Here is a 17,954-nt window from a genome sequence, read left to right on the forward strand (position 1 = left end):
ATGACCGACATCGCTACCCGCCCGGCCCACGCGGTGGCGCCGACCGGGAACCGCCGCCGCCGACCGGGTGGCGGCGGCCCCCGGCTGGGCACCGTCGCCGCCTTCGTCACCCCGTTCTTCCTGCCGTTCCTGCTGTTCTACCTGGTGCCGGTCGGCTACGCGCTGTGGCAGAGCTTCCGCGTGGTGCGCCGCTCCGGCGGGCAGTACGGGACGTCGTACACGACCTTCGGCGGCTTCGAGCAGTACGGGCAGGTGTTCCAGAACACCGAGTTCTGGTCGAGCATCGGCCGCATCGGGCTGTTCGGCATCGTGCAGGTGCCGGTCATGCTGTTCGTGGCGCTGGTCATCGCGCTGCTGCTGGACACGCCCCTGCTGCGGGCCAAGGGCTTCTTCCGCATCGTGGCGTTCATGCCGTACGCGGTACCCGGCGTGATCGCCGCGATCATGTGGTCGTACCTGTACTCGCCGCAGCTCAGCCCGGTCGTCGACCTGCTGGACGGCATCGGGCTGCACCCCGACTTCCTCGGTCCCGGCGCCGTGCTCTGGTCCGCCGCCAACGTCTCCACCTGGCTGTGGACCGGCTACAACATGCTGATCATGTTCTCGGCGCTCCAGTCGATCCCGCAGGAGCTCTACGAGGCCGCCAAGCTCGACGGCGCCTCCAACTGGGTCATCGCCTGGCGGGTCAAGGTACCGATCATCGCGCCGTCGATCGTGCTGACCACCGTGTTCTCGATCATCGGCACGCTCCAGCTGTACGCCGAGCCGGCCGTGCTGCGCCAGATCTCCTCGAACATCTCCAGCACGTTCACCCCGAACATGCTCGCCTACACGGTGGCCTCCGGGAACAACTACCAGCAGGCGGCGGCCATCTCGGTCGTCATCGCCGTCATCACCTTCGTCCTGAGCTTCGGTTTCATGCGACTGACCTCGAAGAAGGCCGGACTGTGAGCAACCCCTCCGTGATGCGTGAAAGCCGGGTCAGCCGTACGGCCGCCACAGCCCTGATGCTGCTGCTGGCCGTCTACTTCCTGCTGCCGGTCTACTTCCTCGTCGTCGCGTCGACCAAGCCGCAGGGCGACCTGGCCGCCACCAACGGCCTGCTGTTCTCGCACTTCGACCTGTTCGACAACCTGGGCACCCTGTTCACCCGCAGCGACGGCATCTTCGGCCGCTGGGCCCTGAACACCGTGCTCTACGCGGTGCTGGGCGCCGCCGTCGGCACCCTGATCTCCGCGCTGTGCGGCTACGCCCTCGCCAAGTTCCGGTTCCGGGGCCGGGAGTTCCTGTTCTCCGTCATCCTCGGCGGGGTCCTGGTGCCCACCACCGCGCTCGCCCTCCCGCTGTTCCTGCTGTTCTCGGCGACCGGCCTGGTCAACACCTACCTCGCGGTCTTCCTGCCCAGCATCGTCAGCCCGTTCGGCGTCTACCTCGCCCGGATCTTCGCCGACGCGGCGGTCCCGCAGGAACTGCTGGAGTCCGCGCGGCTGGACGGCGCGGGCGAGTTCCGCACGTTCTTCTCGGTCGCGTTCCGGCTGATGACACCGGCCCTGGTGACCATCTTCCTGTTCCAGTTCGTGGCCATCTGGAACAACTTCTTCCTGCCGATGGTGATGCTGCAGAAGGAGTCCCTGTTCCCGATCACGCTCGGCCTGTACGAGTGGAACGGCCAGACCGCCCGCGCCCCGCTGCTCCAGCAGTCCATCATCACCGGCTCGCTGGTCTCCGTCCTGCCGGTGATCGTCGTGTTCGTGCTCCTCCAGCGGTTCTGGCGGTCCGGACTCGCCGCCGGTTCCCTCAAGTGACGCCCGCCCCCGAACAGAAGGTGCCCTCCGCCATGCCCGACCCGGCAGTCTTCGTGCCCCACTTCCACTGGGACCGGGAGTGGTACGAGCCGTTCCAGGTGTTCCGGCACCGGCTCGTCACCGCCCTCGACACCGTGCTGGAGACGGCCGAGGCCGACCCGGACTTCCGGTTCACCGTCGACGGGCAGATGGCCGCCGTCGAGGACTACCTGGAGATGCGCCCCGAACACCGGGACCGGCTCGCGGCCCTGGTCCGCGAGGGCCGGCTCGCCGTCGGCCCCTGGCTGATCCTCCTCGACGAGTTCCTCTGCTCCGGCGAGACCATCGTCCGCAACCTCCAGATGGGCTGGGCGGCGGCCGAACGGCTCGGCGGCGCGATGCCCGTCGGCTACCTGCCGGACATGTTCGGCCACATCGCGCAGATGCCGCAGATCCTGGCCAGGGCCGGCATCGCACACGCGGCGCTGTGGCGCGGGGTCCCCGGCACGGTCGACGGCCACGCCTTCCGCTGGCGCGCCCCGGACGGCTCCGAGGTCCGCACCGAGTTCCTGTTCGACGGGTACGACAACGGGCTCGACGTCCTGCTGGTCCCGGACCGGATCCGCGGCGCGCTCGCCGAGTACGCCGGGATGACGGCGGGGCGGTGGGGCGGCGACCCGGTGCTCGCCATGTCGGGCACCGACCACAACGCGCCCGACCCGCGGCTGGTGGACTGGCTGCGGCAGGCCTCCAGCGAGGAGCGGCCGATCACCGTCGCCACGCTCGACGAGTACATCCGGGAGCACGTACGGGACCCGGCGACCGCCGTCGTCACCGGTGAACTGCGCAGCCACGTACGCGGCAACATCCTGCCGGGCGTGCTGTCCGTGCGGCTCGGCCTGAAGCAGCGGATGGCCCTCGCCGAGCGGACCGTGGACCACGCCGAGCGGATGAACGCCCTGTGGTCCACGCGCGACGAGACGAACTTCCTCGCCCTCGCCTGGCACAAGATCATCGAGTCGACCGCGCACGACTCGGTGGTCGGCTCCGGCACCGACGAGACCTGCGACCAGGTCGCCGCCCGCCTCGCCGAGGCCACGCAGACCGCCCGCGCCGTCCGGGACACGGCCCTCGCCGAACCCGCCGCCCGGGTGCCGGGCGACGCCCACCTGGCCGCCAACCCGCTGCCGGTGCCGCGCACCGCGCTGGTCGAGGTGGACGTGGTGGCCGCGCCGGAGGGCAGCACGCTGGTCGCGACCACCGCCGACGGCGCCGTCCACCCCGTGCAGCCGGTCTCGCAGGCCCCGACCGTCCTCAGCGACGAACGGCTCGACGCCGCGCAGCTGGAGCGGGTGCTGCGCCGGATCCACCGCCGCGAACTCTTCGGCCTGCTGATCGACCGCTGTGAACTCACTCCGAACTCCCTGGTCTTCCACCTCGCCGAGGTACCGGCCGGGCCCTTCGACCTGATGACCCTGCGCGGCGAGGTGGCCGCCGCGGCGGCCGCGCACCCCGGGCAGTGGCGGGTACGGACCCTCGCCCAGCCCCGCGCCACCGCCCTGGCGGCCGTCCCGGTCCCGGCCTGCGGACTGGCGGCCTTCCGGGTGGCGCCGGTCCCGGACACCCCGGCCCGCCACGGCGACGCGGCACCGCTCCCGGTGCCGGCTCCCGCCACCGCGACGGCCGACAGCCTCTCCAACGGTCTCGTAGGGGTCCGTGTCGCCGCCGACGGCACCCTGACGGTGACCGGTGCCGACGGCACCGTGCTCACGGGGGTCGGCCGGCTGGTCGACGGCGGGGACCGCGGCGACAGCTACAACTACGCCCCGCCGGCCCACGACGTACCGGTGTCCGAGCCGGCCCAGGTCGACGTCGAACAGGTGGAGAGCGGCCCGCTGCGGGCCCGGCTGCGCGTCACCCGCGTCTACGACTGGCCCGAGGCGCTCGCCGCCGGCGACCGGGACCGGCGGTCCGGCCGTACCGTACCGACCCACGTGGACATGCTCGTGGAGGTCCGCGCGGGCGAGCCGTTCGTCCGGATCTCCACGGCGTTCCTCAACCGCTCCGCCGACCACCGGCTGCGCCTCCACGTCCCGCTGCCCCGGCCCGTGACCACGTCCGCGTCGGCCGGACAGTTCGCGGTCACCGAGCGCGGGCTGACCGCGGAGGGCGGCTGGGGCGAGTACCCGATCCCGACCTTCCCCGCGAGTTCCTTCGTGGCGGCGGGCCCGGCCACCGTCCTGCTCGACCACTCCGCCGAGTACGAACTCGTCGACGACGGCCGTGAACTCGCCGTCACCCTGCTGCGCGCCATCGGCTCGATCAGCGTCAACATCCACCCCCTGCGCGACGAACCGGCGGCGAGCGAGATCCCCGCGCCGGGCGCCCAGGAGCTGGGCATGCGCATCGAGAACCGGTTCGCCGTGCTGCCCTCGGCGACCGGCTGGCGGGGCGCGAACGCGGTCGCCCTCGCCGAGGAGTTCCGCGCTGACGTGCTCGTCACCCGGGGGACCGCGCCCGGCGGCGGACAGCTGCCCCCGGACACCGCCGGGGTACGGGTCGACGGACCGGACGTCCAGGTGTCGAGCATCCGCCGGGTCGGCGACCCCGACCACGGACCCGGCACCGAGGTCCGGCTGGCCGCGCTGCGCGACACCCCCTCGACCGTCCGCGTGACCGGCGCCTTCACCGAAGCCGTCACCGTCGACCTGCTCGGCCGGCCGATCGCCGCCGAGCCGGTGCGCGACGGGCTGGAACTCGCCCTCGGCCCCTGGGAGATCCGCACCGTCGTCCTCCGCTAGCCCCCGACACCCCCCACCGACAAGAAAGTTGTGACCTCTTGCCCTCCCCGCTCGCCACGTACGTATCGGACCCCGCACCCTGGCACGGCGCCCTGCGCCCGGCCCGCTCCTGGCTGCACTCCGACGCCCCGTCCCGCACCCTGAACGGACCCTGGCGGTTCCGCCTGTCGCCGACCGCGGCGGTGGCCGAGGACTTCGCCGCCGAGGAGTTCGACGACGGCGGCTGGGACGGCATCCCGGTGCCCGCCCACTGGGTGCTGGAGGGCGACGGCGCCTACGGCCGCCCCATCTACACGAACATCCAGTTCCCGTTCCCGATCGACCCGCCGCACGTCCCCGACGAGAACCCCACCGGCGACTACCGCCGCCACTTCGACCTGCCCGGGGACTGGGCGGACGCGGAGCGGGTCCTGCTGCGGTTCGACGGCGTGGAATCGCTGTTCCGGGTGTGGGTGAACGGCGTCGAGATCGGCAGCGCGAGCGGCAGCCGGCTGGCCCACGAGTTCGACGTGACGTCCGCGGTCCGCCCCGGTGACAACGTCGTCGCCGTCCGCGTGCACCAGTGGTCGGCGGCCAGCTACCTGGAGGACCAGGACCAGTGGTGGCTGCCGGGCATCTTCCGGGACGTCACCCTGCTGGCCCGCCCGGCCGGCGGCATCGAGGACGTCTGGCTGCGGACGGGGTACGACGACGGGCGCGGCCGCGTCGAGGCGGAGATCACCGCCGACGCGAGCGCCTTCCCGGTCACCCTGCGCATCCCCGGACTGGGCGTCGAGCAGGTCTGGGAGACACCGGCCGACGTGGCGCCGGTCGAGGTGCCCGCCGTGGAGCCGTGGTCGGCGGAGCTGCCCCGGCTGTACGACGCGACCGTGTCCTCGGCCGCCGAGAGCATCGCGCTGCGGGTCGGCTTCCGCACCGTCGAGATCCGCGGGGACCGGTTCCTGGTCAACGGGCGCCGGGTGGTCTTCCACGGGATGAACCGGCACGAGGCGCACCCCGAGCGCGGCCGGGTCTTCGACGAGGCGCACGCCCGCGCGGACCTGGCCCGGATGAAGCGGTTCAACGTGAACGCCATCCGCACCAGCCACTACCCGCCGCACCCCCGGCTGCTCGACCTCGCCGACGAACTCGGCTTCTGGGTCGTCCTCGAATGCGACCTGGAGACCCATGGCTTCGAGAAGGTCGGCTGGGCCGGCAACCCCACCGAGGACCCGGCCTGGCGTGCCGCCTGCCTGGACCGCGTCGAGCGCACCGTGGAACGGGACAAGAACCACCCCGCCGTCGTGCTCTGGTCGCTCGGCAACGAGGCCGGCACCGGCGCCAACCTCGCCGCCATGTCGGCCTGGGTGCACGCCCGCGACCCCGAGCGTCCCGTGCACTACGAGGGCGACTACACCGGCGACTACACCGACGTGTACTCCCGGATGTACTCGACGGTGCCGGAGACCGAGCAGATCGGCACCGACGGCTCCACCGCCCCGCTGCTGGGCTGCACCCCGGCCCAGGGCGCCCGGCAGCGCACCAAGCCGTTCCTGCTGTGCGAGTACGCCCACGCGATGGGCAACGGCCCCGGCGCCCTCGACCAGTACGAGGAACTCGTCCACCGCCACCCGAGGCTGCACGGCGGCTTCGTCTGGGAGTGGCGCGACCACGGCATCGCGGCCACCGCCCCGGACGGGACGCCGTTCTACGCCTACGGCGGTGACTTCGGGGAGGTCGTCCACGACGGCAACTTCGTGATGGACGGCATGGTGCTGAGCGACGACGTGCCGACGCCCGGCCTGTACGAGTTCAAGGCGGTCGTGCAGCCGGTCCGCTTCGCCTTCGACGGCGGCAAGCTCGCCGTCACCAACCTGCGGCACTCCGCCGACACCTCCGACCTGCGGTTCCGCTGGCGCGTCGAACACGACGGAACCCCCGTGGACGCGGGGGACCTGGAGGTGCCCGCGGTGGCGGCGGGGGAGTCGGCCCGGGTGGCGCTGCCGCCGCTGCCGGTGGCAGCCGACGCCGAGACCTGGCTGACCGTCGAGGCCGTGCTCGCGGCGGAGACCGCCTGGGCCCCCGAGGGACACGAGGTGGCCACCGCCCAACTGGACTGCTCGGTACGGCGGCCGGTGCCCGCGGTCCGGCCCCGCACCGGCTGGCGGCCGGGCGAGGGCACCCTCACCCTCGGCATCGCCGAGTTCACCGGCGGCGCCCTCACCCGCCTCGCCGGACGCCCGGTGAGCGGCCCGCGGCTGGAGCTGTTCCGGGCGCCCACCGACAACGACGAGGGCACCGCCGACCGGCTGGAGGGCAGCGACGCCAGTCTCCCCGAGGTGTCCAGCGCCGAACTCTGGCGGCGCGACGGACTCGACCGGCTGACCACCCGGCGGATCAGCGTGGAACACGCCACCGACGCCCTGCGCACCGTCGACCGGGTCTCCGCCGCGGACTCCGCCCTGGCGGTCACGGTGGAGTCGGTCTGGACGGTCGAGGACGGCGAGCTGGAACTGCGGGTGGAGATCGAACCCTCGCGCGGCTGGCGGACGGTGTGGCCGCGGATCGGGGTGCGCTTCGAACTGCCCGACGCGACGGCCCCCGTGGACGGCGCCCGCTGGTTCGGCCTCGGCCCGCTGGAGTCCTACCCCGACAGCATGCGCGCGGCCCGCACCGGTCACTTCTCGGCCGGCGTGGCCGACCTCTCCGTGGAGTACGCGCGCCCCCAGGAGACCGGCCACCGCTCCGCGCTCCGGCACCTCACACTGACCAGCGGCGCCACCGACGTCCTGCGCGTCACGGCGCTGCCCGACCTCCGCGGGCGCCGCCCCGGCTTCACCCTCGCCCGGCACACCCCGCAGCAGCTCGCCCGGGCCGCCCACCCCTTCGAACTCCCGGAGTCCACCACCAGCCACCTGATCATCGACGCGGCGCAGCACGGCCTCGGCTCCCGGGCCTGCGGACCGGACGTGTGGCCCGAGTTCGCGCTGCGCCCCGAGGCCCGCACCCTCCGCCTGCGCATCACACGGGCCGACTGAGCGACAGGACCCGCCGGCGCCCACGCGTCTCACGGCCGGCACCAGCGTGCCCCGTAGGGGCGCTGGGGGTCCCCCGGCCGAAGGCTGGGGGAGGAACCGCACGACCAGCCCCCACGCCCCTGCCGCCGCCCGGCGACCCGCCGCCGCGGCCCGCCCCGCGGACCCCGCGTCGCTCAGCCCGCCGCTGTCGGGTCCGTGACCCAGCCTGCCGCCAGGGCCAGGCGGGTGTCGCGGTGCACGGCGAGGAAGCCGAACGGCCGGTCGAAGACGGCCCGAACCACGGTGGACTCGTGCCGGTACCGCGGCGGCCCGCCGCCCGGCGCCGCCACCACGGCCGTCACCGCGGCCGCCCGGAAGCCCAGCGGGCCGAACTCCGCGACCGCGGACTGCCCGGCCGCCCCGATGGCGAGCGGCGCCGCACAGACCCCGGGGAAGTGCCCCTCGCGGGCGTCGGCGGCCGTGGACAGCCCGAACAGGCCGTGCAGTTGCAGCAGATCGTGGTCCGCGCGCACCGCGAAGCCGACGGTCGTCACATCCAGCCGCGTCGGATCCGGATCTACCGACGGCTGCCGCTCCACGGCCACGCCGGGTCCCGCGGCCCCGTAGGGGAGCAGGCCGCCGGTCGTCACCGGCAGGGCGCGTTCCAGGACGCCGATACCGGTGCTCAGCACCTCCCCGGGCGCCATCCCCTCCGCGCCGAGCAGGAGATGCACGTCGAGGCCGTCACCGCCGGGCACCTTCACGGTGGTGACCGGTCCGTCCGGGCCCGTGGCCACCCCGAGCCGGTCCGGGCGGACACTGCTGCGGTGCAGACCGGCCAGCGTACGGCCCTGCCACGGCCCGGAGCCGGGCCGCAGTACGGTCTCCCGGAACGGGTGCCGCCACTCCGTGCGCAGCGCGAGCGCGGTCGCCAGGACCAGCCGGGCCCCCTCGGGCAGTTGGACCGGCATCCGCTCGACCAGCCCGCCGGTGCGCTTGGCCGCCCACGCGTCCAGCGCCTCCCGGGAGGCCGCCGCGTCGGGGCCGAGCACGCCGTGCGCGTCGGCGGGGAGCCCGGCCGCCCACTGCTCGCGCAGCTCCAGCGCACGGTCGGTCCACAGCCCCAGCGCCGACGCCACGCCGGACATCGCGTCGAGCCCGTCGAGTAACTCCCGCGCACCGGACGCGGCTCGGTCGGCCGGCAGTCCTACGGCCCTGGTCAGCTCGTCGCGGGCGGGCCCGGTGGCGCCGGCGGCGAGGAAGGCGAGCAGCGGCCAGACACCGGCGGCCGAGAAGACCGTGCCCTGTCTGGTCTGCCGGGCCCAGCGTGCGGTGAGCGCGTTGACGGCGCTGACGGTGTCGTTCATTCGTCGTCCTCCCAGGGACACTCGGGACAGGGACACTCGGGACACTCAGGGTCACTCGGGAACGGGCAGGGCATCCGTGACCCGGTGACCGGGCCCGGCCGCGGAACCCCGCCGGGATGCCCGCCGCGGCCGTCCCGACGCCGTCCGCACCCTCGTTCCGCCCCCGATCATGGCGCGCTTACGATGCGCGCAGTCGTACGTCAGTTCAGCCGTCCGTTTCCACGCGGCCAGACGCCCCCTCAGGAGCACGGTACCGGTGTCCATACCTCCGCCCCCCGGCCCCCACCAGCCACAAGGGCCGTATCAGCCGCCTCAGTCGGGCCTGCCGCAGTACCCGCAGTACCAGCAGGCGCCGTACGGACAGCAGCAGCCGCCGCCGTACCCCTCGCCGTACCAGCCCTGGGGCCAGGGCTACGGTCCGTACCCCGCCCAGGCGCCCGTCAACGGCCTCGCCATCGCCTCCCTCGTGCTCGGGCTGCTGTGCTGTCTGCCGGGGGTGGGGCTGGTGCTGGGGGTGGTCGCCCTGGTCCAGATCCGCAGGCGGAGCGAGCGCGGTACGGCGATGGCGGTGACCGGCTCGGTGTTCTCCGCGATCGGGCTGGGCCTGCTGGTGCTGATGCTCGCCACCGGCGGCGCCGCCGACTTCTGGCAGGGCGTCAAGGAGGGCGCGAGCGGGCGCTCCAGCCTGTCGCTGTCCACGGGCGACTGCTTCGACACCGCGGACCACGCGCTCGACGACGACCTGGTCGGCGATGTCACCCCCGTGGCCTGCGACGACGGGCACGACGGCGAGGTCTTCGCGACCTACCGGCTGGGCGGCAGCGGCTACCCGGGCGACGACGCGGTCGGCGACTCCGCGGGCGACCGCTGCTACGGCCTGGAGGACACCTACGTCCTGGACGTCTGGGCGGTCCCCGACGACGTCGCCGTGTACTACTTCACGCCCACTCGGGACAGTTGGGCCGACGGGGACCGGGACGTCGTCTGCGTCTTCGGCAGCTCCACCCGGGGCGGCCGGCTCACCGACTCCTACCGCCAGGGCCCAGAGGCCTACTCCGCCGACCAACTCGCCTACCTGAAGGCCGCGCACGTCCTGAACGCGGCGCTGGACACCGCGCCGGACTCCGAGTACATCGAGGACGACCTGTCCGGGAACAAGGCGTGGGCGGCCCGCATGGCCACCGCGCTCGGCAAGCAGACGGCGATGCTGCGCGCCCACCGGTGGGGCGCCGACGCGAAGCAGCCGGTCGCCTCGCTCGTCGACGACCTCGACAAGGCCCGCGCCGAGTGGACGAAGGCCGCGCAGGCGCCGGACGTGGACACGTTCTTCACGCACTATGACAAGGCGTACAAACTGATCGACCCGCACCGCACGGTGACCGTACGCGATGCTCTGGGCCTCACCGCCGTCCCGCCCGCCTACGAGGACGGCAGCGGCGGCGAGGGCGACGGCTCGGGGAGCGGAGGGGGCGGCTCCGGCGTCGAGGTGTGAGCGGCGCTATAACGGGGAGAAAGTGCCTGCGTAAAGCCTCTCGCGGCCACATGTCATCACATCGAGTGATTCTCTGGCCTTTGCTTGCACCGCTCAACCCACGGTTGCCACGCTGTTGCTGTCTGTACAACCTGATGGGAGCGGCCAGTGACTTTCGGTGAGCAGCCGGCGTATCTGCGAGTCGCGGGTGATCTCCGCAAGAAGATCGTCAACGGTTCGCTGCCCCCTCACACCCGGCTGCCCTCCCAGGCCCGCATCCGCGAGGAGTACGGCGTCTCGGACACCGTCGCCCTGGAGGCCCGCAAGGTGCTGATGGCCGAGGGCCTGGTGGAGGGCCGCTCCGGCTCCGGGACGTACGTGCGCGAGCGGCCCGTGCCCCGGCGGGTGGCCCGCTCCGGGTACCGCCCGGCGGGCGGCGCCACGCCGTTCCGGCAGGAGCAGGCCGACGCGGCGGCGCGCGGCACCTGGGAGTCCAGCAGCGAGCAGGCCGAGGCGGGCAGCGCGATCGCCGAACGGCTCGGCATCCACGTCGGCGACCGGGTGATGCGCACCCGCTACCTGTTCCGGGACGCGGGCGAGCCGATGATGCTCTCCACCTCCTGGGAGCCCCTCGCCGTCACCGGCCGCACCCCCGTGATGCTGCCCGAGGAGGGCCCGCTCGGCGGGATGGGCGTCGTCGAGCGGATGCGCGCCATCGACGTCATCGTGGACAACGTCACCGAGGAGGTCGGCGCCCGCCCCGGCCTCGCCGAGGAGTTGCTCACGCTCGGCGGGGTCCCCGGCCATGTGGTCCTGGTGATCCAGCGGACCTACTACGCCTCCGGCCGGCCGGTGGAGACGGCGGACGTCGTCGTCCCGGCGGACCGCTACCGCGCCTCCTACCATCTGCCGGTGAAGTAGCGGGCGTACCACCTGTGCGTGAAGTAGCGCACACCCTTGCGGAGATCGGTATCAGTGCGGCCCAGGTCCGGCCCTGGGCCGCGCCGCTGCGATCCGGCCGTTCTCCCAGGTGATCCCGGCTGTCCCCGGTATGCCCCGGACCCGAAGCGCGAGGCGCCCGAACGGCGCACTCGTCCTCGTGCGCCCCCACCGTTCTGGCTGGTTGCGTACCTCTTTGTGAAAAGCCGTGTTCGCTGCGTAAAGGTTAGGCGTACGCTCGGGCATATGCGGAGTGCGGTTTCCTTAGCGGGGCGGGGATGGGCGGGAGCTGGGAGATACGGAGGAGCGCGATGACGGAAGGCACGGTCTCTCTCCCCTGGCTCGTCATACGGCAGGACGACAACGGCAATCGGTACCGCGTCGGCCGGTACGCGACCCGGGCCGAGGCGCAGAAGATCGCCGACAGTCTCGACGACCGCGGGCACAAACAGCTCTACTGGGTCGAGCGCATCGGCCACGGCAACGGCAACGGGGACGGCGGCTTGCGCAACTGAGCCTCCCGTAGGCTCCGGACCATGAGCGAACGGATCGTGGTGGTCGGAGCCGCCCTGCTCGACGCCGGCCGCCTGCTCGCGGCCCGCCGCAGCGCGCCCCCGGACCTGGCCGGCCGCTGGGAGCTGCCCGGCGGCAAGGTGGAGCCCGGCGAGACCCCCGAACACGCCCTGGTACGCGAACTGCGCGAGGAATTGGGCGTGGAGACGGAGGCGGTGTCCCGCGTACCGGGAGAGTGGCCGCTGCGGGACCCGTACGTCCTCCAGGTGTGGACAGCCGAACTGTGCCAGGACTCCGCCGCCCCCAAGCCCCTCCAGGACCACGACGAACTGCGCTGGCTGACCCCGGAGCAGCTCTGGTCCGTGGACTGGCTGGACCAGGACGTCCCGGCGGTCCGCGAGGTCGCCGCCCGGTGGCGCCCGGGCTCGTAGTCGTACGGACTCGTAGTCGTACGGCCCCCGGCGTAAGCCATCCGCACCACAGTGCGCCCCCGTGCGCGGTACTGCCCCAGGGATATCGGGTATGTGCCCATTAACCCCATGAAACCGGGCATGGGCGGGCACGCTGCACGGGAAGTGATCGGTGTGATCGACACCGAAGGTGACACCGTCGAGTGGACCTTTCCCGCGGAACCGGGCGCCGTGCGCACCGCCCGCACCGCGGTCCGAGACCAACTGCGCGGCTGGGGCCTCGACCCCCTCGCCGACATCACGGCCCTCCTGGTCAGCGAGCTGGTCACCAACGCCATGCGGCACGCCACCGGTCCCATCGGCGTCCGCCTGGTCCGGCCCGCCGACCTCGGCGCCACCCTGCGCGTCGAGGTCTCCGACCCGCTCCCCGACCCGCCGCGGGAGCGCGCCGCCAGCCCCGACGACGAGAGCGGCCGCGGCCTCCAACTGGTCGCCGGCTCCTCACGCAGCTGGGGCACCCGCCCCGGCGTCAACGGCAAGACGGTCTGGTTCGAGCTGGCCGTACCCGGGTGAACCGGGTGAAGGGGATGTACACGCAGTGCCCCGCCGTCCACTCGCGAGAGTGGCCCGGCAACGGGTGCCGGAGAGCGTGGTTCGAGGACGTGTTCCCTGGTTAGAAGACTGGAAGTGTTGTCACGGTCCGGTCCGGAAATCGTCCGGACCGTGCTGTGATCGTGAACACCGTGTCAGGCGGCGCCGTAGTGCTGGATACTGCGGGCAGCCGCACCCGGTGACCGGTGCCGGGCGCGGTGAGCTGGAGGGGACGGTTCGCGTGAGCGAGATACCAGCTAAGGCCACGGAGTCCGAGGACCCGTCGGACGGCGCGAGGGCGGGGACGGCGGGCGAGGCCGCGGTCCCCGGCGACGCCATGTGGCAGAGCAGTCCGCCCGGCTCGATCTACGACTACATCAAGGTCGCCTCGTTCTCCATCGGCGCCGGCGGGCTGGTCGACCAGTGGAGCCTGCGCGCCGAGCAGATCTTCGGCATCCCCGCCGAGCGGGCCGTCGGCATGGACCCCATAGAGGCGTTCATCGACCCCGACCTGCGCGAACGCGGTCAGCGGAAGATGGCCGAGATCCTCGACGGGCGGGAGTGGACCGGGGTGGTCCCGTTCCGGATGCCCGACGGGCCCGACGGCACCCGCGGGGAGGAGGGCCTCGCCGAGGTCTACGTCATGCCCACCCGCACCGCCGAGGGCGAGAACGCGGCCGTGTGCATCGTCGTCGACGTCCGCACCCTGCGCAGCATCGAGACCGACCTGGCCGCCTCGCAGTCGATATTCGGTCAATCTCCGTTCGGCTTCCTGCTGATCGACCCCGACCTCCGGATCCGCCGCGCCAATCTGCGGTTCTCCTCCATCTTCGGCGGCACCCCCGACGACCACCGGGGCAAGGGCGTCCACGACTACCTGCCGCGCTCGGAGGCGGAACGGGTCGCGGCCACCCTGCGCCGGGTCCTGGAGAGCGGCAACTCCATCACGGACATGCACGTCACGGGCTTCGTGCCGGGCTCCGAGGAACGCCGGCACTGGTCCATCAACCTCTACCGGGTGCACAGCGGCACCGGCCGCCCCATCGGCATCGCCTGGCTGGGCCTCGACATCACCGCCCGCCGTGCCGCCGCCCGGGAGGCCGCCGCCGCCCGCCGCAACCTCGCCCTCCTCAACGAGGCCGGGGCCCGCATCGGCAACTCCCTCGACCTGGAGACCACCGCCCGCGAACTCCTCGACGTGGTCGTGCCCGGCTTCTGCGACCTCGCCACCGTCGACCTCTACCAGGGGCTGCTGGCCGGCGACGAGACCCCGCCGGGACTCGCCGACGGCAGCGCGGAGTTGCGCCGGGTCGCCTTCGCCAGCGCGGTCTCCGACGCGCCCTTCGTGGGCGGCGGCGCCCCGGTCGCCGTCGGCGCGGTCCACCACTACCCGTTCAACTCGCCCTGCGCGGACGCCCTGCGCACCGCCCGGCCGCAGTACGTGCCCGCCTCGGACGGCGGCCTGGTGCAGTCCACGCTCGCCGTCCCGATGGTCGCCCACGACACCGTCGTGGGCCTCGCCCAGTTCGCCCGCACCAAGGGCAGCGAACCGTTCGGGGACCGCGACCGGGACCTCGCGGTCGAACTCGCCGCCCGCGCCGCCGTCTGCATCGACAACGCCCGTCTCTACCGCCGCGAGCACGAACGCGCGTTGATACTGCAACGGTCCCTGCTGCCGCCCGGTGACCCCGAGGCCTCGGGCCTGGACATCGCCTGCCGCTACCTGCCCGGCAACGCGGCGACCGAGGTCGGCGGCGACTGGTTCGACGTCATCGAACTGCCCGGCCACCGTACGGCGCTGGTGGTGGGCGACGTCATGGGCCGGGGGCTGCGCGCGGCGGTCGCGATGGGCGAACTCCGCACGGCGGTCCGCACGCTGGCGCTGCTCGACCTCGAACCGGCGGAGGTGCTCTCCGCGCTGGACGAGATCGCCCGCGGTCTGGGCACGCCGGGCGGGGTCCAGCAGGCCACCCGCACGGCCCGCCAGCCCCGGGACGCCGACCTCTCCGAGGTCTACCTCGCGACGTGCGTGTACGCGGTCTACGACTCCGTCACCAGGCGCTGCACGTTCGCCAACGCCGGCCACCTGCCGCCCGTACTGGTCGAACCCGGCGAGGCGGCCCTGATGCTCGACGTCCCGCCGGGCATGCCGCTCGGCGTCGGCGGCGAGCCCTTCGAAGAGGTGGAGGTGGACCTCCCCGAGGGCTCCCTCCTGGCGCTCTACACCGACGGCCTGGTCGAGTCCCGCGACCATCCCCTGGACGAGGGCCTGCAGGCGTTCGTCGGCGCCCTCACCGACCCGTCCCGGCCCCTGGAGGACGTCTGCGACCACGTCCTCAACACCCTCGACACACACCACGGCGAGGACGACATCGCGTTGCTGATGGCACGTGTCCAGGGACTGCCGGCCGAGTCGGTCGGCGACTGGACGCTGCCGCGCGAGCCGCGCAGTGTGGGGCGGGCCCGGGAGTACGCGCGCGGCCAGCTGCTCACCTGGGACCTGGAACCGCTGGTCGACACGACCGAGCTCCTGGTCAGCGAGCTGGTCACCAACGCCCTGCGGTACGGCGAGGGCGAGATACGGCTCCGCCTGCTCCTCGACCGCACACTGGTCTGCGAGGTCTGGGACTCCGGCCTCGTCCAGCCGCGCCGCCGCAGGGCGCGGGACACCGACGAGGGCGGGCGCGGGCTGCAACTGGTCGGGCTGCTCAGCGCAGCGTGGGGCTCACGCCGGACGCCGCGGGGGAAGACGGTGTGGTTCGAACTGCCGCTGCCGGACGGGGAGACAGGCCTGACCGACCCTGCGGAGGCGCTGCTCAGCCTGTTCTGAGAAGGGGTGGTTCCTGCCGGTCGTCCGGTGCGGCGCGGTGGGGGTTGCTCGCGCAGTTCCCCGCGCCCCTTCGGGGGCGCTACAGCCGACGTCCGCAAGAACGTGCCCCAAAGGGGCGCGGGGAACTGCGCGACCAGCCACAACCCACCCGCACCCACCCGACCACGCACCCCCACCCCCTGTCGCACCGCGCCACCCGTGCCGTACTGCTCCACCCCTTGTCGCACCGCCTCACCCCCTGTCGCCGCTATCCCAGTCGCCGTCGGGTGTCCGGGCCGCCGAAGGCCACCACCGGCCCCCCGTCCTCCTCCTCACCCAGCAGCACACCCCCGAGCACCACCCCCGCCAGCCCGCTCTCGTGCGCGGCCTCCCCGGCGAACGAGTTGCCGTGCGCCCGTACGTCCCGCCCGGCCAGCTCCCGCGCCCGCCGCGCCAGCCGGTCGGCGTCCGCGGGCGCCGCCGACCCCGCCTCCGCCAGCAGCGCCCGCGCCTGCGCCCCCACCGCCCCCCGGTGCACCCCGACGAAGTCGTCCGCCGCGCGCAGCGCACTGCGCGTCACCAGTTCCGCCCCCGCCGCGATCACCCCGGCCCGGCCGCCCCCCGTCCCCTCCACCGCCCGCACCACCCGGCGCAGGGCGTCCAGCGGGTCGTACGGCCCCGCGGTCAGCTCCGCCCGTACGGCGGCCAGCACCACGTCGGCGTGGACCTGCCGGGCCGGGAGCGCGGTCCGCCGCAGCCCCGCCAGTTCCGCCTCCGCGCCCGTGAGCGCGGCCGGCAACAGCCCCGCCGCCGCCCGCACCTCCTCCACCAGCCGGGTCACGGCGCCCAGCAGCACCCCCGCCTGCGCCACGGCGCCCTCGGCCGCGCGCAGCCCGCGCCGGTACCCGTCCCCGTCCCCCGAATCCGCGTCCTGACGGGCCTGGTTGAGCCGTCCGGTCGCGAACACCAACCGGTCCTTGGCCTGTTCGACGTACCCCTGGACGGCGTCCACGGCACCCGGCCCGTACCGTTCCCGTGTCCGGGCCAGCGCGTCCTGCACCCCGCCCGCCCGCGCGGCCAGTTCCCGGAACCGTCCCTCGGCCGCCGTCAGCGCGTCCGCCGTGTCCCAGCCGGCGTCGAACGCCGTCGCCTGGGCGTCCAGTTGACGCCCGGCCTCCGCGCACCGCCCGACCACCCCCACCAGTGCCTGCCGTCGGCCGACGGGGTCCTCCGGAACCCCCTCCCCGTACCGCTGCCATATCGCGAACGCGGCCGACAACTCGGTCTCGGCGGCGCGCACGGCCCGTACCACGGCCTCATCCGCGGCGACGTGTCCGAGGGCCTCCCGGCTGGTGCGGACACAGTCGTCGGCGAGGACGAGGGAGGCCCCTGCCTGCCGTTCGAGGTCGACGGGCGACGGCGCCGGCGGCTGCGGGGAGACGATCCCCGGTGTGGTGCGCGAGCGGGCCCGCCGGGTCCGGCGTACGTATCCGTAACCGCCCAGCGCCCCGGCCGCGGCCACCGCGACCAACGGGAGTACGTAGTCGGTGGCCGACGTGCCCTCCGCCTCGTCCACGCCGTCCGCCGGGACCGCGGCGACCGGCCCGCCACCGGTCACGGGAACCGGATCTTGAGTCGCGCTCGTCATCACCGGCAACACCAGCCAGACCACCCCGGCCACCCCGCCCAGCACCGCGTGCCCCACCCGCACACCTATGTGCCCGGTGGCATGCCTCGGCCGACCCCGGATCAAGGACGTCACATTTCGGAGGGTATGGGCAGCCAGTCGCCACCGCGACCGGGACGGGGACACCCAGGGGCCGGCGAGCAGAGGGGGCCACACGATGGAACGGGGAAAGGAACCGGACCCGGACCGAGGACCGGAACCCGGCACCGAACCGGGACCGCAAGCCAGCACCGAACCGGGAGTGGAAGTCGGCGCCGGGCGGGGAGCGGACGCCGGCACCGCGCCGGGAGCGGAAGTCGGCGCCGGGTCGGGACCGGAGGTCGGCACTGGATCGGGAGTGGAAGTCGGCGCCGGGCGGGGAGCGGACGCCGGCACCGAACCGGGAGCGGAGGTCGGCACTGGATCGGGAGTGGAAGTCGGCGCCGGGCGGGGACCGGAAGCCGGCACCGAACCGGGAACGGAAGCCGGCACCGCGCCGGGAGTGGAAGTCGGCGCCGGGTCGGGAACGGAAGGCGGCGCCGGGGCAGGGGCGGAGCTCGGGGCGGGGGCGGAGGCCGGGGGAGGTGGTGCGGTGGGTGGGGTCGGG

Annotated in this window: 12 protein-coding genes; 10 read left to right on the plus strand and 2 right to left on the minus strand. The window is 73.6% G+C overall.

Annotated features, from left to right (window positions below):
- Genes MB828_RS24430 through MB828_RS24445 form a run of 4 tightly spaced genes read left to right on the plus strand, consistent with a single transcriptional unit; the run spans position 1 to position 7,602 of the window.
- A complete protein-coding gene (locus MB828_RS24430) occupies positions 1-951 on the plus strand; it encodes a carbohydrate ABC transporter permease (protein WP_301650096.1) in 951 nt (316 codons plus the stop codon).
- A 14-nt stretch (positions 952-965) separates the two neighbouring features.
- Complete coding sequence (locus MB828_RS24435; protein ID WP_301650107.1) at positions 966-1,805, plus strand: carbohydrate ABC transporter permease; 840 nt, start codon at positions 966-968, stop codon at positions 1,803-1,805.
- Between the two features lie 32 nt (positions 1,806-1,837).
- Positions 1,838-4,585, plus strand: coding sequence for a glycoside hydrolase family 38 C-terminal domain-containing protein (locus MB828_RS24440; RefSeq protein ID WP_301650097.1), 2,748 nt, complete (start codon positions 1,838-1,840; stop codon positions 4,583-4,585).
- Positions 4,586-4,623: 38 nt separating this feature from the next.
- Positions 4,624-7,602: a glycoside hydrolase family 2 TIM barrel-domain containing protein gene (locus tag MB828_RS24445; protein WP_301650098.1), complete on the plus strand. Its 2,979-nt coding sequence runs from the start codon at positions 4,624-4,626 to the stop codon at positions 7,600-7,602.
- A 173-nt stretch (positions 7,603-7,775) separates the two neighbouring features.
- Here MB828_RS24445 and MB828_RS24450 read toward each other — a convergent pair whose 3' ends face one another.
- Positions 7,776-8,948, minus strand: a complete 1,173-nt coding sequence (locus MB828_RS24450) for a serpin family protein (RefSeq protein ID WP_301650099.1) — start codon at positions 8,946-8,948, stop codon at positions 7,776-7,778.
- 256 nt (positions 8,949-9,204) lie between these two features.
- On the opposite strand from MB828_RS24450, the gene MB828_RS24455 reads away from it, so the two are divergent.
- The 6 genes from MB828_RS24455 (at position 9,205) to MB828_RS24480 (ending at position 15,702) form a co-directional block, all read left to right on the plus strand.
- Positions 9,205-10,440 (plus strand): DUF4190 domain-containing protein, encoded by a 1,236-nt coding sequence (locus MB828_RS24455; RefSeq protein WP_301650100.1) that lies wholly within the window; start codon positions 9,205-9,207, stop codon positions 10,438-10,440.
- 147 nt (positions 10,441-10,587) lie between these two features.
- A complete protein-coding gene (locus tag MB828_RS24460) occupies positions 10,588-11,340 on the plus strand; it encodes a GntR family transcriptional regulator (protein ID WP_133025478.1) in 753 nt (250 codons plus the stop codon).
- A 329-nt stretch (positions 11,341-11,669) separates the two neighbouring features.
- Positions 11,670-11,873: an SPOR domain-containing protein gene (locus MB828_RS24465; protein WP_301650101.1), complete on the plus strand. Its 204-nt coding sequence runs from the start codon at positions 11,670-11,672 to the stop codon at positions 11,871-11,873.
- 21 nt (positions 11,874-11,894) lie between these two features.
- Positions 11,895-12,302, plus strand: a complete 408-nt coding sequence (locus tag MB828_RS24470; protein WP_301650102.1) for a (deoxy)nucleoside triphosphate pyrophosphohydrolase — start codon at positions 11,895-11,897, stop codon at positions 12,300-12,302.
- A 108-nt stretch (positions 12,303-12,410) separates the two neighbouring features.
- Positions 12,411-12,854, plus strand: coding sequence for an ATP-binding protein (locus MB828_RS24475; RefSeq protein ID WP_079179137.1), 444 nt, complete (start codon positions 12,411-12,413; stop codon positions 12,852-12,854).
- Positions 12,855-13,113: 259 nt separating this feature from the next.
- A complete protein-coding gene (locus MB828_RS24480) occupies positions 13,114-15,702 on the plus strand; it encodes a SpoIIE family protein phosphatase (protein WP_133025476.1) in 2,589 nt (862 codons plus the stop codon).
- A gap of 247 nt (positions 15,703-15,949) precedes the next feature.
- Here MB828_RS24480 and MB828_RS24485 read toward each other — a convergent pair whose 3' ends face one another.
- On the minus strand, positions 15,950-17,443 hold the full coding sequence (locus MB828_RS24485; RefSeq protein ID WP_343236192.1) for a hypothetical protein: 1,494 nt from the start codon (positions 17,441-17,443) through the stop codon (positions 15,950-15,952).
- Positions 17,444-17,954 lie beyond the last annotated feature (511 nt).

The organism is Streptomyces arenae, assembly GCF_022343545.1.
GTDB classification, from domain to species: domain Bacteria; phylum Actinomycetota; class Actinomycetes; order Streptomycetales; family Streptomycetaceae; genus Streptomyces; species Streptomyces humi.

Bases quoted from the DNA above. Each gene is read 5' to 3' on its own strand.
- MB828_RS24465 (WP_301650101.1), top strand. From the start codon at position 11,670: ATGACGGAAGGCACGGTCTCTCTCCCCTGGCTCGTCATACGGCAGGAC.
- MB828_RS24430 (WP_301650096.1), top strand. From the start codon at position 1: ATGACCGACATCGCTACCCGCCCGGCCCACGCGGTGGCGCCGACCGGG.
- MB828_RS24435 (WP_301650107.1), top strand. From the start codon at position 966: ATGCGTGAAAGCCGGGTCAGCCGTACGGCCGCCACAGCCCTGATGCTG.
- MB828_RS24440 (WP_301650097.1), top strand. From the start codon at position 1,838: ATGCCCGACCCGGCAGTCTTCGTGCCCCACTTCCACTGGGACCGGGAG.
- MB828_RS24450 (WP_301650099.1), bottom strand. From the start codon at position 8,948: ATGAACGACACCGTCAGCGCCGTCAACGCGCTCACCGCACGCTGGGCC.
- MB828_RS24475 (WP_079179137.1), top strand. From the start codon at position 12,411: ATGAAACCGGGCATGGGCGGGCACGCTGCACGGGAAGTGATCGGTGTG.
- MB828_RS24470 (WP_301650102.1), top strand. From the start codon at position 11,895: ATGAGCGAACGGATCGTGGTGGTCGGAGCCGCCCTGCTCGACGCCGGC.